The organism is Tetragenococcus halophilus (genome assembly GCF_001712815.1).
Taxonomy (GTDB): domain Bacteria; phylum Bacillota; class Bacilli; order Lactobacillales; family Enterococcaceae; genus Tetragenococcus; species Tetragenococcus halophilus.
In genome coordinates this window covers 1567433-1583303 of the sequence record NZ_CP012047.1, presented here as the reverse complement: position 1 = coordinate 1583303, position 15871 = coordinate 1567433, and the positions used below count along the sequence as shown (strand labels likewise).

Here is a 15871-nt window from a genome sequence, read left to right as displayed (position 1 = left end):
ATATTGGAGGAATATATTTATGGTATTCGAAAAAATTCAAGAAATCGTAGCAGAAGAACTAGACAAGGAAAAAGACGACATTCAGTTGTCAACAAATATCCAAGAAGACTTGGAAGCAGATAGTTTAGATCTATTCCAAATCATTAACGAAATCGAAGACGAATTTGATGTAAAAATCGAAACAGATGAAAATATTAAAACTGTTGACGATTTAGTAAAATATGTAGAAAAACAACAAGCTTAATTTTCAAGGCTGGGCCAAAAGCCTAGCCTTTGCTTTTTGCTGTGAATCACTACGATTTAGCGACCAAAGGGAGCTAAAAGTAGATGATGAACAGTACTAGGGCGAGCGAAAGCGAGGCGTAGTGACCTTTACTTTCGAATCACTACGATTTAGCGACCAAAGGGAGCTAAAAGTAGATGATGAACAGTACTAGGGCGGGCGAAAGCGAGGCGTAGTGTCCTTTACTTTTCGAATCACTACGATTTAGCGACCAAGGGGAGCTAAGAGAAGATCCTTCAAGGCCTTAGCGACTTGTCGCTTAGACCTTGATGAGATCGAAGCATAAGCGAAGTGATGAACAGTACTAGGGCGAGCGGAAGCGAGGCGTAGTGTCTTTTACTTTCGAATTTTTTGCAGATAATGGCGTTACATACTTTTTTCAATTGTTATGTAGTTATTTGAAATCCATAAGTTTTAAAGGAGAAACGGATGAAAACAGCTTTTTTATTTAGTGGTCAAGGAGATCAATATCCTGGTATGGGAAAAGATCTTTATGATCAGTATGAGATTGTCCAAAAAACATTTGAACAAGCATCCAATGTCTTAAATTACGACATGGCAGAATTATGTTTTACTGAAAATGAACAACTGGATTTAACCGAATATACTCAACCAGCGATCTTAACGGTAAGTGTTGCTTTTTTACGTTTATTAAAAGAAAAAGGAATTCAGCCGGATGCAGCAGCCGGACTGAGCCTGGGCGAGTATTCCGCTTTAGTGGCGAGCCAGGCCCTGAGTTTTGAGACAGCTGTAGATTTAGTTGCAAGGCGTGGGAAATACATGGCAGAAGCTGCTCCTTCTGGTGTGGGGAAAATGGTCGCTGTAATGAATATGCCGGCTGATACAATTGAAAAAGCTTGTCAGCAAGCTAGTGAATATGGGATTGTCTCACCAGCCAATTATAATACACCAAAACAGATTGTCATTGGCGGAGAAGAAAAAGCGGTTGATTACGCATTGGATTTATTAAGCCAAGCAGGCGCGCGCCGAATGATTCCTTTGAATGTCAGTGGTCCCTTTCACACAAAACTTTTAGAACCAGCTTCAAAACAATTAAAAGAAGTACTAAAAGAAACAACTTTTAATGAAATGCAGATCCCCGTTGTTAGTAATACGACAGCCAAAGTCATGAAACAAGATGAAATCAAACATTTATTGGAACTACAGGTTAAATCACCCGTTCGTTTTTATGAAAGTGTTGCAACACTAAAAGAGCTGGGAATTGAACGTATCATTGAAGTTGGGCCAGGAAAAACAATCAATGGATTTATGAAAAAAATTGATAAATCCATAAAAACAGACCGGATTTCGGACTTGAAAACTTTACAAGCAACGGAAGAAACGATTTAGTTAATGGAGGAATCTATGGAACTTCAAAATAAAAATGTATTTGTTACAGGGAGTACGCGTGGGATTGGTTTAGCGATCGCTAAAGCTTTTGCGCAAAATGGTGCAAATATTGTACTTAATGGACGTAAAGAAATTCCTGCTGAATTAATTGCTGAAATTGAAGCCTTTGGTGTGAAATGTATCGGAGTATCTGGAGATATTTCTGATTTTTCAAGTGCCAAAGAAATGATAAAAAGTGCGCAGGATCAATTAGGCGAAATTCAAGTTTTAGTAAATAATGCGGGTATGAATAATGATAAGTTATTACTTCGTATGAAAGAAGAAGATTTCGCAAGTGTTTTACAAGTGAATTTAACTGGAACATTTAATATGACACAACAAATTTTAAAGAAAATGATGAAACAAAAAGCAGGCGTCATTATTAACATCTCCAGTGTTTCTGGTTTGATTGGTAATGTTGGTCAAGCAAATTATGCTGCAAGTAAAGCGGGCGTTGTTGGTTTTACCAAAACAGTAGCCAAAGAAGCAGCCCCTCGCGGAATCACTTGTAATGCGATTGCGCCTGGTTTTATTGCGACTGATATGACAGATGTTTTGTCAGATAAAGTGAAAGCACAAATCAAAGAAACGATTCCACTCCAACACTTAGGAGATCCAGAAGATGTGGCTCAGACCGCAGTTTTCTTAGCCAAAAGTCCATATATTACAGGACAAGTGATTAGTGTGGATGGCGGGTTAGTCATGCAAGGATAATCAGATACGATTGATTTTTTGCAAAATGGAAGGAGAAGCAAGATGAATCGAGTAGTTATTACAGGTTATGGTGTCGTATCGCCAATTGGCAATGATCCAGAAACCTTCTTAGCAAGTTTAAAAAATGGAACAAACGGAATTGATAAAATTACAAAGTTTGATGCAGAAGATACTGGTGTTTCAGTAGCCGGTGAAGTGAAAGATTTTCCTAGAGAGAAATATTTTAAGAAAAAAGATACGAAACGAATGGATCTTTTTTCACTTTATGGCGTTTACGCTGCACTTGATGCTCTTGAAATGGCAAAATTAGATACAGAAAAAACGGACATGGATCGTTTCGGCGTTATGGTGGGTTCAGGTATCGGTGGATTACCGACAATCCAAGAACAAGTAACGCGTATGAACGAAAAAGGAGCAGATCGAGTTTCACCAATGTTTGTACCTATGTCGATTGTAAACATGGTTGCTGGAAATATCGCGATGCGCGTGGGCGCTAGAGGTATTTGTACATCTACCGTTACAGCGTGTGCTTCTGGTAACAACTCTATTGGAGAAGCTTTCCGCAATATCAAACACGGCTATCAAGATGTGATGCTTGCTGGTGGATCTGAATCAACCATTTGTGAAATCGGAATCGCTGGTTTTGCTTCTTTAACTGCTTTGAGCCGTAATGAAGATCCAGATCATGCTTCAACCCCATTTGATACGAATCGTTCTGGATTTGTTATGGGCGAAGGTGCAGGCGTTCTTTTGCTGGAATCATTAGAACATGCGCAAGCTCGTGGGGCAAATATTTTAGGTGAAGTTGTTGGCTATGGCGCAAATTGTGATGCTTACCATATGACAGCACCTAATCCGGATGGTTCTGGTGCTGGAAAAGCGATGAAATTGGCTATGGAAGAAGCACAAATAGCACCTGAACAAATTGACTATATTAATGCTCATGGTACAGCAACGCCAGCTAATGATGTTTCAGAAGCAACAGCTATCCATTATGGATTAGGTGAACGTGGTAAAGATATTTATGTTAGCAGTACAAAATCAATGACTGGACACTTATTAGGAGCGGCCGGTGGTATTGAATCAGTTGCTTCATTATTAGCACTACAACACCAATTTGTTCCTGCTAGTATTAATATTGAAGAAAAAGATCCGGAAATTGATTTAAATGTGGTGCAAAATCAAAGTATTGATGCTAACTTAGAATATGTATTGAGCAATTCAATGGGCTTTGGTGGCCATAATGCGGTATTATTGATGAAACGTTGGGAGGCATAAAGATGCAACAAGAAGAATTAAAAGAATTGCTTGCGATCTTTGATCAATCGACTTTGACAGAATTTGATTTAAAAGATGGAACTTTTGAGCTATACTTTAATAAAACAGCAGCGGCAAGGAGCCAAGCTGGGCAAGTAAATAATACAGGACAGACGCAGGCGGCTGAACCTACGGTAGAACCAACAGCTAACACACAAACAACAACACAACAAACAGTCCAATCTGTTCAAGCGCAAACAACAGAAACTGCAAAAGAAACAGTTGCAGGAACCGATATCGTTTCGCCAATTGTGGGTGTGGTTTACTTGCGACCTGCTCCAGAAAAAGAAGACTTTAAAAAAGTTGGCGATCACGTCGAAGCGGGTGAAGTCGTTTGTATTGTTGAAGCGATGAAAGTAATGAATGAAATCACTAGTGATGTGTCTGGTGAGATTGTTGAAGTATTAGTAGAAAATGAACAAGTGGTCGAGTTTGACCAACCGTTGTTCCGCGTGAAAGAAGGCTAAATATGTCAGTAATGAATATTCAAGAGATCAAAGAAATTATTCCTCATCGTTTTCCTATGCTTTTAATTGACCGTATAGAAGAACTCGAAGAAGGAGAACGAATTGTAGCTAAAAAAAATGTTACAGTGAATGAACCTTTTTTCCAAGGACATTTTCCGCATGAACCAGTAATGCCAGGGGTGCTTATTATTGAAGCTATGGCACAAGCGGGCGCTGTTTCTTTACTAAGTTTAGAACAGTTTCGAGGAAAAACTGCTTATTTTGGCGGAATTGACAAAGCGAAATTCCGTAAAAAAGTAACCCCCGGCGATACATTAATGCTAGAAGTTGAACTTTTGAAGGTAAAATCTTCTGCTGGTGTAGGTAAAGGTGTTGCTCGCGTCGATGGAAAAAAAGTGGCGGAAGCAGAATTAACGTTCATGATTGGATAGGTGGATTATGTTTTCAAAAATTTTAGTTGCAAACCGTGGAGAAATCGCGGTACGAATTATACGTGCTTGTCGTGAATTAGGTATTCATACAGTTGCTGTTTATTCAGAAGCTGATAAAGATGCACTACATGCAGAATTAGCGGACGAGGCGATTTGTATTGGCCCCGCTCGTTCTTCAGATTCTTATTTAAACGTTCAACAAATCCTTAGTGCAGCCATTGTCACTAAGGCTGAAGCCATCCATCCAGGATTTGGTTTTCTTTCTGAAAATGCTCGTTTTGCTGCAATGTGTGAAGAGATGAATGTCGTTTTTATCGGACCTAAAAGCAAAACGATCGATGATATGGGAAATAAAATCAATGCTAGAAAATTGATGCGAGAAGCTGGTGTACCGGTTGTGCCGGGAAGCCCAGGCGTCATTCATGATGTAGAAGAAGCCGTTCAGATTGCTGATGAAGTGGGCTTTCCAATTATGCTAAAAGCTGCCGCAGGTGGTGGCGGAAAAGGAATCCGCAAAGTTTATAATAAAGAAGATTTACCGCATCATTTTTCTTCGGCTCAACAAGAAGCCAAAGCAGCCTTTGGTGATGATTCAATGTATATTGAAAAGATTGTTTATCCTGCTCGTCATATAGAAATTCAAATTCTAGCCGATAATTTTGGACATGTGATACACTTAGGAGAAAGAGATTGTTCTTTACAACGTAATAATCAGAAAGTTATGGAAGAATCTCCTTCTGTAGTGATCGATGAGCAAAAAAGACAAGAGATTGGGATGACAGCTGTTAAAGCAGCACAGGCTGTTGATTATTGCAATGCAGGTACTATCGAATTTTTAATGGATGAAAAAGGCAATTTTTACTTCATGGAGATGAATACTCGTATTCAGGTTGAACATCCTATCACTGAAATGGTTACAGGAGTGGATATTGTTAAAAAACAATTGGAAATCGCTAGTGACCAAGAACTGACGATTGAACAAAAAGATGTGCAATTTAATGGGCACGCGATTGAATGTCGTATTAACGCTGAAAATCCAAGCTTTAACTTTGCTCCTTCACCTGGAAAAATCGAAAATTTATTATTACCAGCAGGTGGCATGGGTATTCGTGTAGAAAGTGCGATGTATTCAGGTTATACGATACCGCCTTACTATGATTCAATGATCGCTAAAGTGATTGCCTATGCAGACACACGCTTAGGTGCGTTGATGAAAATGCAGCGCGCATTAAGTGAACTTGTGACTGAAGGAATTGTCACTAACGCTGAATTTCAGTTAGACTTGATCAGTCATCCTAAAGTACTTTCTGGCGATTATAATACTGCCTTTTTGCAAGAAGAATTTTTACCAAACTGGACACCTGAAGATTAGGAGGCGCAGCAAATGGCATTGTTTAAAAAGAAAAAGGACTATATCAAAATTAATCCTAATCGAAATGCGACACCTATGAACGAACCCACTGTCCCTGATGACATGTGGGCAAAATGTCCAAGCTGCAAACATATTTTATATACTAAAGAAATTGGTGAAGAAAAAGTTTGTCCTAACTGTGGATATAACTTTCGAATCAGTGCTAGCCAACGTTTAGCACTGATCGCCGATGATGATACTTTTGAAGAATGGGATACAGACATAAGTACCAAAGATCCCTTGAATTTTCCTGGCTATAAAGAAAAAGTCAAAAAGATGCAAGAAAAAAATGACTTGCATGAGGCTGTTTTGACTGGTCTTGCAGACATATCCGGAGAGAAAGTAGCGCTTGGTATAATGGATTCTCATTTCATTATGGCAAGTATGGGTACAGTCGTAGGAGAAAAAATCACCCGTTTATTCGAAAAAGCGACGGAACAACAACTACCAGTGGTTTTATTTACCGCTTCAGGCGGCGCTCGTATGCAAGAAGGAATTTTTTCTTTGATGCAGATGGCCAAGGTCTCTGCAGCAGTCAAAAAACATAGTAATGCTGGACTTTTCTACCTAACCGTTTTAACAGATCCAACTACTGGTGGCGTCACTGCAAGTTTTGCGATGGAAGGAGATATTATTATCTCTGAACCACAAGCCTTGATTGGATTTGCAGGTAGACGTGTCATTGAAAACGCGATTAAACAAGAACTACCAGAAGATTTTCAACGAGCAGAATTTCTTTTGGAACATGGGTTTATCGACCAGATTGTTGCACGTAAAGATTTAAAAACGCGCATCTACGAACTGGTAAGCATGCATACAATGAAAGGGTGGCGTTAAGATGGAAAGATCTGCACATGAGATCGTTCAACTAGCTCGTGATCAAAAACGCCTCACTTCACTAGATTTTATTGAACAGATCTTTGATAATTTTCAAGAATTTCATGGAGACCGCTACTTTGCAGATGATCAAGCTGTGGTAGGTGGTGTTGCTTTGTTAGATGGCAAACCGGTGACTGTAATTGGTATCCAAAAAGGAAAAAATTTACCAGAAAATTTAAAACGTAATTTCGGTTCGGCTAATCCAGAAGGTTACCGAAAAGCATTACGTTTGATGAAGCAAGCAGAAAAGTTCCAACGTCCGGTGGTAACTTTTATTAATACATCTGGCGCTTATTCTGGCATTAGTGCCGAAGAACGTGGCGAAGGAGAGGCTATCGCTAAAAATTTATATGAAATGGCTGATTTAAGCGTTCCTATTATCGCTACCATTATTGGTGAAGGCGGTAGTGGCGGTGCATTAGCACTGGCAGTCGCTGATGAAGTTTGGATGCTGGAAAATTCTATTTATGCGGTTTTGCCTCCAGAAGGCTTTGCTTCGATTTTGTGGAAAGATAGTAGTCGAGCAGATGAAGCCGCTGATTTGATGAAAATTACAGCGCAAGAATTAAAAGAATTGGATGTTATCGAACAGGTAATTCCTGAAACATTTAGAGGCGAATCTGTATCAGATGAAGCGATTTTACGCCGTGTCAAAGCTGACTTAACTTGGAAGTTAAAAGATCTTGCGAAAAAAGATCCTACTCAACTAGTTCAAGAACGCTATGAACGATTTCGTAAATTTTAATAAAAATCACCGGCTATTTGAAGCTCGGTGATTTTTTATTATGATATTACATTTTTTAAAAGTTAGTTATTTGAGATAAAGAAAGGAAGTCATTCAAAGTTCCCTTCATTTTACTACAAAAGAAGGAAAGTTATGTAAAAGTCCCTTCATTTTATAAAGAATAGAGGGAAGTTTAGAAGATGTCCCTTCTTTTTTGGTATAATAAAGGGAAGTTATGTGTGAAAAGCTTTATTTTTCGAACAAATTTGTTTAGTAACCATAATTATTTGTTTGCTAATTGTTAAAATAGAAGAATTAATTTAGAAACAGAGGTAGAAAAACATGGAAGAATTTCGGTATTGTCGAGAATCAAAAGTGGTCCAAACTCATCGGATCTTTCCTTCAGATTTGAATCCTTTTGGCGCTTTATTCGGTGGAAAATTAATGACCTTTATTGATGATGCCTCATCAATTTCAATTACCAGACATTGCAGACGAGGCGCAGTCACAGCTTCTATCGATCAAATGAATTTTTTAAAGCCATTGGAAAATAATCATTCGGTTTGTGTAGAGTCGTATGTTTCAGGCACACATCACAAATCTATGGAAGTTTTTGTAAAAGTTATCGGAGAAAATCTGGTAACAGGTGAGCGCTATCTAGCAGCGACTTGCTTTACGACATTTGTTGCTGTTCCTTCTCATATGAATGAAGAAAAAGAATTTACAGTACCAGGAGTTTTCCCAGAAACAGAAGAAGAAAAATTAGTTTGTCATGATTATGAAAAAAGAAGAACGCAACGACTTGCTGAGCGCAGTGAATATAAAGAATTTGCTGCTAAACTCTCAACAGAATTGCCATGGGGGTAATAATAAAGAAAGTGGAGAGACTAAGTTAGTTTCAATTATGAATGTTTTTATTGATGGTACGTGCTAAACGTGTTAATTTATGGTTGTCAGGAAGTATAGCGTATATGCCGATGACACAAAAGCAAATGGTCAAATATCTGGCCAAAAATGGTTGGACAATTGTTCCTAAACAAGGAAAAGGATTACATGTTAAAATGTGCAAATCAAATAGTCGTCCAATCATTATTTTTCATGGTGAATTGAACAAATATACCGAAAGAGGAATTTTAAAGCAAGCTGGGCTTTATTAGCCCACTTGCTACTGACGAAAGGAGCGTGCAATGATGTTAGTCGCTTATCCTGCTTTATTTTATTATGACGCTTCAGCTCAAGCAAAATATTTTGTTACTTTTCCAGATTTTGAAAATAGCGCTACTCAAGGGAAAAATATTCAAGACGCACTTGAGATGGCTTCAGAATACCTGGGGATCATTGTTGCTGATTTGATTGATACACAGAATCATGTTCCAAGTTCCTCAGATATCAATATACTTGATTTAAAAGAAAACGATCCTTTTAAAAATGATGATGATTTCCAATTGGAATATGATCCAGAAAAGTCTTTTATTACGATGATATATGTAAACATAAATAACTATTTAGGTTCACAAAATCCTGTTAAAAAAACTTTAACGATCCCTAAATGGGCAGATGATTTAGGTAAGAAGCACTCTCTTAATTTCTCAAAAACATTAGAGGATGCTATTGTAGAAAAAGTGAATCATTAGTATAGTAGCGATTTAACTATATTAACTACACAGTCCAGTAAATAATTTTTACATTTTTGTTTGCTGGATTTTTTTGTGTACAAAAAATATTAATAAAAGCTGTGACATTTTTATACTTAGCCTCGTTTATAGTTTTCTTCAAAATAGTTGGAAGTTAGAATATTTGCGGTCAGTAAATTCATTTAGTAAGCTTAATATATAAATAACAATTATCTGAGGTGATACTAAATGAACTTTCAAAATATTCAGCTTGATACAACAAATCATTCGTCATTAGACATTTATCAAAGTAATACTGATATTGCTTTGCCTGGTATTGTCGTTGTCGGTGGTGGAAGTTATAAACAATTACGCGAACGCGATACTGAACGAGTTGCGTTGCAATTTGCGACACAAGCCTTTCAATCTTTTGTCGTAAATTATCCGACGGAAGAACAAAAAAGTTATGTCGAAGCTAAAGAAGCCATTGTAGAGGCTTTTGATTATATAAAAAAACATGCTGATCAGTTAAAAGTAGATTTAAATAAGTTAGGAATCATTGGTTTTTCTGCCGGCGGGCAACTTGCTGCTGATTACTCTAACCAAATAGATACGCAAGCGAAATTTGCTTTGCTCGGTTATCCAGTGATCAAGCCTACTTTGGATGAAAAGATGGGTGTTCAAAGCACTGATGTTTCAAAGCTAGTTTCACCTAATACGCCGCCAACTTTTGTATGGGGTGCGATGAATGATGAACTAACGCCGTTTTTAGAACATATTGATGTCTACACGCAAGCTTTGGCACAAAATAGTGTACCATTTGAAGTGCACGAATTTAGTACAGGTAATCATGGAATGGCTCTGGCAAATAAGTGGACAGGCGTTGTAAATGATGGACGAGTCGATCATCATATGTCTCGTTGGTTTCCTTTAGCGGTAGAATGGCTAGATGAAATGATCGGCATTAAATAAAATAAACGAATAAGAAATAACTACTTAAGGATCTCTAACATCTATAACTGTTAGTGATCCTTTTTTTATATTAAAATAACAAAATTATCTATAACCAATTGCGATTTGTTATAAGGTAAGGTAACATTAAATGACACAATTGTTGTAAAAAGGGACTGGAAAGAAAAACGATAAAAGGAGTGAGAAAAGTGTTAGAAGTGAAAAATTTGTCAAAATCCTTTGGCGATTACAAAGCCTTAGACGACTTAACCTTTTCTATCAATGAAGGACAAATTATGGGATTGATTGGACAAAATGGTGCGGGAAAAACAACTACATTTCGTTTAATTCTTGATTTTTTACAAGCAGATCAAGGCGAAATTTTATGGAAGGGACATTCATTAAGTGCAAAAGAGTACAATATTATCGGGTATTTACCCGAAGAGCGTGGCTTGTACCCGCGTATTACAGTACAAGATCAATTGATCTATTTTGCGCGATTAAGAGGAAGAAGCAAAAAAGAAATTGTTCCTAAGATTGACGAATGGATGGATAAATTTCAGGTGAAAGGTAAAAAGACAGATAAAGTAAAAACTTTATCTAAAGGAAATCAACAAAAAATTCAATTGATTGCGACGCTCATTCATGAACCAGAGCTTATTATCTTGGATGAGCCTTTTAGCGGCTTAGATCCAGTAAATGTAGAGTTACTGAAAGACGGCATTATGGAGCTCAAAGAAAAAGGTTCTTGTGTCATATTTTCGAGTCATAATATGGATAATGTGGAAAAGATATGTGACCATTTGATTATGTTAAACAATGGAAAAACTGTTTTACAAGGAGATGTACATGAAATTAGAGAAAAATTTGGACGAACCAAAGTTTTCTTAGAATCGGACTTGTCCCAAGATGAAGTGGCTCAAATACCTGATGTTTCAAGTGTTACAGTACAAGATCATCGTTATTTGGAAATCACATTAGAAAATCCAGAAGCAGGTAAAACCATTTTTGAACAAGCGACAGCACAAGGTTATATCCCGATGTTTAATCAGCAACCACCAACATTAGAAGAAATATTTAAAATGAAAGCAGGTGAAGACCATGAATAAATTTTGGGTTATTGCCGCTGATGTTTATAAGAAAAATGTTCGCTCCATTTCATTTTTAATTATGTTGCTTGTTCCTTTTATCTTAGGAGGCATTGTTTATGTGGCCGGCTATTTTGGAAGTCAAAGTGGTGAGGTTGATACGATTGGTATCACTTCTTCTTCAACAGAGTTGGCTGAAAGCATGAGTGAGGGTGCACCTGAGGACTATGAATTTCAAGTCATCGATTCTCAATCGGCGGGAGAAAAAGATTTATCGGATGAAAAAATTGACGCTTTGTTTGTTGTAGATATAGAAGATAATAATCAGCTAAATGGTACATTATATAGCGAATCGAATATGGGACAGTCAGTTGAGCTAACCTTACAACAAACACTTAATACGATACAAACGAATATGCGAGCCCAAGAGTTAGGTCTGACAACAGAGGAAGTTGATAGCTTAAATCAACCAGCAAGTTTTGAACAACAATCTGTTAATTTCAACGACGCAGAAGAGATGGAGATGGGTGGAGACGATGAGGACTTCAACTATGCTATTAGTTTTGCTTCGACAATTATTCTCTTCGTCTTTATTATCACTTATGCAGGAATTATCTCGCAAGAAATTGCCTCAGAAAAAGGGACCCGAATTATGGAGGTTATTTTGTCCAGTACTCGTGCGCAAGTCCACTTTTACGGCAAACTTTTAGGAATACTACTTGTGGCTGTAACACAGATGGTTGTTTACGCTGCAGCTTTTGCGATTAGTTACCAATGGGTAAAAGATATTGATGTGATTAAAAACTTTATAGACTCGATTTCCTTGCAAGGGATCTTTGGAACTTTCTTGCTGTTTACTTTAGTTTTCTTAGTTTTGGGAGTATTTATCTATGCAGTTTTGGCTGCACTTTGCGGCTCATTAGTCACAAAGACAGAAGATACATCTAAAGTGATTTTACCTGTAACTTATTTGTCTTTAATCGGTTACTTACTAGGGATCTCTTTAGCGTCCTTTGATCCAAGCAATATTATCATCCGTATTACTTCTTATATCCCATTTCTATCTTCTTATCTAATGCCTATTCGATTGGCTAATGAAACGGCTAGTATACAAGATGCGATGATTTCATTAGGTATCTTAGTCGTTTCGACAGTTCTATTGACAATGGCTTCAGCTAAGATGTATAAATCAAATGTTTTAGTTTATAATGATAAAGGACTACTTGCGACATTGAAACAGTCATTTACTTTGATGAAGAATCAATAAGTGTAAACAGTTAAAACATGTAATTTATTTCGAAAATGCCGGAATAAATTGCATGTTTTTTTAGGTAGCCGCTATTTTCCATCCGTAAAAGTACGTTTTGAAGGAACGGCTACAAAAACGATGTTGAACAGGCAAGTTTTGCAACGTTTTAGAGATGAACCAAGTATTGAGTTGGTAGGTACGAAATTACACGTTACAGAAGATAAATAAAGCAAACATGATGTTTGCGCTTTAGTTGCTGACTATTATAACGTTAAGGTAGAGACAAATTTAACTTTATATTGGAGGCATATAAATGGTTCAACAAAAAGAAATGAAAACAATCGCAGTATTAGGTACAGGTATTATGGGAGGACCTATGGCTAGCAATTTAGCCAAAAGTGGTTTTGCTGTACATGTATGGAATCGAACACGAGCTAAAGCTGAAAAACTAATACCAGATGGCCTAAGCGTTTATGATACGCCGCAAGAAGCGGTCAAGGATACAGATGCTGTACTCACGGTTTTAAAAGATGCGCCAACTGTTTTAGAAGCCATGAACTCAGCGCAAGAAAATTTATCTAAAGATGCTATCTGGATTCAAATGACGACAGTGGGCAAAAAAATAGATGAGTTAATTCAATTTGCCGAAAAACACGAGTTAACTTTTTTCGATGCACCTGTACAAGGGACTAAAGCGCCAGCTGAAAGTGGTGAATTGACGGTTATGCCTTCAGGACCTAGCGAATATAAAGAAGTTCTTACACCTATTTTTGATGTTATTGGTAAAAAGACGATCTGGGTTTCTGAAGAAGCAGGAAAAAGTAGTCGCTTGAAACTAGCATTAAATAGTTGGGTATTTGCTTTAACGCACGGTGTAGCTGAAAGTTTAACAATCGCAAAAGAGCTAGGAGTGGATCCGCAACTTGTCATGGACGTGATTACTGGTGGCCCTATGGATACACCTTATTTCCAACAAAAAGGCAAAGCGATTTTAAATGATGATTATACCGCTAGCTTTGCAGTTAAAAATGCGGTAAAAGACGCGCAATTAATTGTAGATGCTATGGAAGACGAAGACTTGCAAATTGATATCACAGCTGCGGGCTTACAACGTTTCCAACGTGCGCTAGAAGAAGGACACGGAGATAAAGATATTGCGGCTTCAGGTTTAGCCGGGAAGAAGGAAGAATAAGTATTACGAAATAAACTGAAATTTTCATTTAATAGATAGAATTTACTAAAAAGCAAAGAAGTACTGACGCTTCTTTGCTTTTTTAGTATAAGAAAACTTTCTAAAAAAAATGGACAATTTGCTTATAGAGATCCGAAAAGACACTGTCTTTACGCCAAACAAAATAAAAATCATGGGTTTTTTGTAAGTCTTCGATCTCGATTCTGCATAATTGATTATCAGCCAGCTCTTGAGTGACTGCGGTTTTATAGAGCGTTGTAATCCCAAGATTGTTTATAACCAGTTTTTTTAAAACGTGAATATTTCCTATTTCAATCAGTTGTTTAAAATCACTTAATACGAAGTTTTGATTTTCTAAGTTCTTTTCTAAAATTGCCCGCGTGCCTGAACCTTTTTCTCTAATGATCAATCTTTCAGTTAACAAATCTTCCAGTAAATGTGGTGTTTGTTTGAAAGGGTAATCTGGTGTTGCGACGCAGATGTATTCTTCTCGTGCATATGGTAGGAAACTATATTCAGATTTTGGGAAATATCCTTCTAATAAAGCAAAGTCAATTTCACCCCTTTGTAATTTATCTAAGAGATAAGCAGTATTTTCTATAATCAACGATAATTGCATACTAGGGTTTTCGTTTAAAAATTGAGTTAACTTATCCGCTAAATAAAATTCACCAATCGTGCGAGTAGCGCCAAAGTTTAAATGCATGATAGACTTGTTATCTTGTAACATTCTTTTTCTTAAAGTTTGGTCATCATAAGCAATTGTTGAAAGTTTTTTATAAAATAATTCTCCTGCAGGTGTTAATGCTAATTTTTTTCCTTCATAGTAAAAAAGCTTTGCTTTATAGTCTGTTTCTAAAAATTTAATATGCTGGGAAACTGCAGGTTGAGTAATACATAGTTTTTCAGCTGCTTTAGTGTAATTCATATATTTACACACGGTTAAGAAAGTACGTGTTCTAAAATCAAGCATGTTTTTCTCCTTTGTCATAACATATTTTTATGTACATATAATAATAAATAATTTTTTGTTATATAAGTAGTATGATAATATATTTTTAACGATATTAACAAGGAGATTAAAAAATGAGTTTTGTAAAGAAAAATTATCAGGGAATTTTGTTATCTTTTTTTATTGCATTAATCGCCACTTTCTTAGGACAACGCTTTTCCATTATAGGAGGTCCTGTTTTTGGTATCCTTTTAGGGTTGATTATTGCTTTATTTCCACGAAAGCAGATGTTTGAACCAGGCATTGCTTTTACTTCTAAAAAAATTCTGCAATATGCGATCGTTTTATTGGGCTTTAGTATGAATCTTTTTCAAATTTTTGCGGTAGGGAGCCAATCCTTACTCATTATTATTACTACTATAGCTACAGCACTCATTGTTTCTTATTTTATCAGTAAATGGTTAAAAGTTCCGACCGATGTTTCTATTTTAGTAGGTGTAGGTTCTTCCATTTGTGGCGGTTCTGCGATTGCGGCAACCGCTCCTGTGATTAAAGCCAAAGGAGAAGATATCGCGACATCTATTTCTGTTATTTTTTTGTTTAATGTATTAGCGGCTTTCTTATTTCCTATCTTTGGAAATATCTTAGGGATGAATGATATTGGTTTTGGGATGTGGGCAGGAACGGCAATCAATGACACTTCTTCGGTAGTGGCTGCTGGGCAAACCTGGGCAGTCAGTCATGCCAGTGATGTGGCTTTAAATTATGCGACGATTGTTAAACTAACTAGAACACTGGCGATTATTCCTATTACCTTAATCTTGGCATTTTATCGTTCGAAAAAAAGTAGCGCAGTTTCCGTTCGGATGTCAGAAACATTTCCTTGGTTTATTCTCTTTTTCTTACTAGCGGCGATTTTTAGTACGGTTTTTCAACTCAATGAAAATATTGTTGATTTTTTAACAACATTGAGTAAGTTCTGTATTACAATGGCACTTACAGCAGTAGGTTTAAATACTAATTTGGTGCAGTTAGTTAAAAGTGGCGGCAAACCTATTTTGCTTGGCTTTAGTTGCTGGGTAAGTATTATGTTGGTTAGTCTTTTGATGCAACAAGTATTAGGCATTTGGTAATAAAAAAATATTTATATAATTAGTACAGAAAGAAATAGCTTTTACAACAGTTGCTGTAAAAGCTATTTCTTTATTTTA

19 protein-coding genes are annotated in these 15871 nt (G+C 36.8%); 18 read left to right on the top strand and 1 reads right to left on the bottom strand.

The genetic code is table 11. The features are described 5' to 3' along the window. Positions 1–19 precede the first annotated feature (19 nt). The 17 genes from AC806_RS07475 (at position 20) to AC806_RS07400 (ending at position 13708) form a co-directional block, all read left to right on the top strand. Complete coding sequence (locus AC806_RS07475) at positions 20–244, top strand: acyl carrier protein (RefSeq protein ID WP_014125302.1); 225 nt, start codon at positions 20–22, stop codon at positions 242–244. Between the two features lie 468 nt (positions 245–712). After that, complete coding sequence (gene fabD / locus AC806_RS07470; RefSeq protein ID WP_061840948.1) at positions 713–1633, top strand: ACP S-malonyltransferase; 921 nt, start codon at positions 713–715, stop codon at positions 1631–1633. Between the two features lie 15 nt (positions 1634–1648). Further along, positions 1649–2386, top strand: coding sequence for a 3-oxoacyl-[acyl-carrier-protein] reductase (gene fabG / locus AC806_RS07465; RefSeq protein WP_014125300.1), 738 nt, complete (start codon positions 1649–1651; stop codon positions 2384–2386). A gap of 42 nt (positions 2387–2428) precedes the next feature. Continuing rightward, the gene (gene fabF / locus AC806_RS07460) at positions 2429–3664 is read left to right on the top strand and encodes a beta-ketoacyl-ACP synthase II (protein WP_014125299.1); all 1236 of its coding nucleotides are present in this window, start codon (positions 2429–2431) and stop codon (positions 3662–3664) included. A 2-nt stretch (positions 3665–3666) separates the two neighbouring features. Further along, positions 3667–4170 carry an acetyl-CoA carboxylase biotin carboxyl carrier protein gene (gene accB, locus AC806_RS07455; RefSeq protein WP_014125298.1) on the top strand — a complete coding sequence of 168 codons (504 nt, stop codon included), beginning with the start codon at positions 3667–3669 and terminating at the stop codon, positions 4168–4170. Between the two features lie 11 nt (positions 4171–4181). Next, positions 4182–4601, top strand: a complete 420-nt coding sequence (gene fabZ, locus AC806_RS07450; RefSeq protein WP_180991148.1) for a 3-hydroxyacyl-ACP dehydratase FabZ — start codon at positions 4182–4184, stop codon at positions 4599–4601. Positions 4602–4608: 7 nt separating this feature from the next. After that, entirely contained in the window at positions 4609–5973 is a 1365-nt protein-coding gene (locus AC806_RS07445) for an acetyl-CoA carboxylase biotin carboxylase subunit (RefSeq protein ID WP_014125296.1), read from the top strand. A 12-nt stretch (positions 5974–5985) separates the two neighbouring features. Further along, positions 5986–6849 carry an acetyl-CoA carboxylase, carboxyltransferase subunit beta gene (gene accD, locus AC806_RS07440; protein WP_014125295.1) on the top strand — a complete coding sequence of 288 codons (864 nt, stop codon included), beginning with the start codon at positions 5986–5988 and terminating at the stop codon, positions 6847–6849. A 1-nt stretch (position 6850) separates the two neighbouring features. Continuing rightward, positions 6851–7636: an acetyl-CoA carboxylase carboxyl transferase subunit alpha gene (locus AC806_RS07435; RefSeq protein WP_014125294.1), complete on the top strand. Its 786-nt coding sequence runs from the start codon at positions 6851–6853 to the stop codon at positions 7634–7636. 321 nt (positions 7637–7957) lie between these two features. Beyond that, positions 7958–8482, top strand: a complete 525-nt coding sequence (locus tag AC806_RS07430; RefSeq protein WP_014125293.1) for an acyl-CoA thioesterase — start codon at positions 7958–7960, stop codon at positions 8480–8482. A gap of 104 nt (positions 8483–8586) precedes the next feature. Then, positions 8587–8772 carry a type II toxin-antitoxin system HicA family toxin gene (locus AC806_RS07425; RefSeq protein WP_041591998.1) on the top strand — a complete coding sequence of 62 codons (186 nt, stop codon included), beginning with the start codon at positions 8587–8589 and terminating at the stop codon, positions 8770–8772. A 33-nt stretch (positions 8773–8805) separates the two neighbouring features. Then, complete coding sequence (locus AC806_RS07420) at positions 8806–9249, top strand: type II toxin-antitoxin system HicB family antitoxin (RefSeq protein WP_041591845.1); 444 nt, start codon at positions 8806–8808, stop codon at positions 9247–9249. A gap of 228 nt (positions 9250–9477) precedes the next feature. Next, positions 9478–10200 carry an alpha/beta hydrolase gene (locus AC806_RS07415; protein ID WP_069029099.1) on the top strand — a complete coding sequence of 241 codons (723 nt, stop codon included), beginning with the start codon at positions 9478–9480 and terminating at the stop codon, positions 10198–10200. 188 nt (positions 10201–10388) lie between these two features. Continuing rightward, positions 10389–11288 (top strand): ABC transporter ATP-binding protein, encoded by a 900-nt coding sequence (locus tag AC806_RS07410; RefSeq protein WP_014125289.1) that lies wholly within the window; start codon positions 10389–10391, stop codon positions 11286–11288. Beyond that, positions 11281–12534, top strand: coding sequence for an ABC transporter permease (locus AC806_RS07405; RefSeq protein ID WP_061841385.1), 1254 nt, complete (start codon positions 11281–11283; stop codon positions 12532–12534). Before AC806_RS07410 ends, AC806_RS07405 begins: the two co-directional genes overlap by 8 nt. A 48-nt stretch (positions 12535–12582) precedes the next feature. Next, positions 12583–12744, top strand: coding sequence for a hypothetical protein (locus tag AC806_RS11875; protein ID WP_014125287.1), 162 nt, complete (start codon positions 12583–12585; stop codon positions 12742–12744). Between the two features lie 85 nt (positions 12745–12829). After that, positions 12830–13708 carry an NAD(P)-dependent oxidoreductase gene (locus AC806_RS07400; protein ID WP_061841384.1) on the top strand — a complete coding sequence of 293 codons (879 nt, stop codon included), beginning with the start codon at positions 12830–12832 and terminating at the stop codon, positions 13706–13708. 100 nt (positions 13709–13808) lie between these two features. On the opposite strand, the gene AC806_RS07395 is transcribed toward AC806_RS07400, so the two are convergent. Then, positions 13809–14681 carry a LysR family transcriptional regulator gene (locus AC806_RS07395; RefSeq protein ID WP_014125285.1) on the bottom strand — a complete coding sequence of 291 codons (873 nt, stop codon included), beginning with the start codon at positions 14679–14681 and terminating at the stop codon, positions 13809–13811. A 113-nt stretch (positions 14682–14794) separates the two neighbouring features. On the opposite strand from AC806_RS07395, the gene AC806_RS07390 reads away from it, so the two are divergent. Further along, positions 14795–15793 (top strand): YeiH family protein, encoded by a 999-nt coding sequence (locus AC806_RS07390; protein WP_061841383.1) that lies wholly within the window; start codon positions 14795–14797, stop codon positions 15791–15793. Positions 15794–15871: the final 78 nt, after the last annotated feature.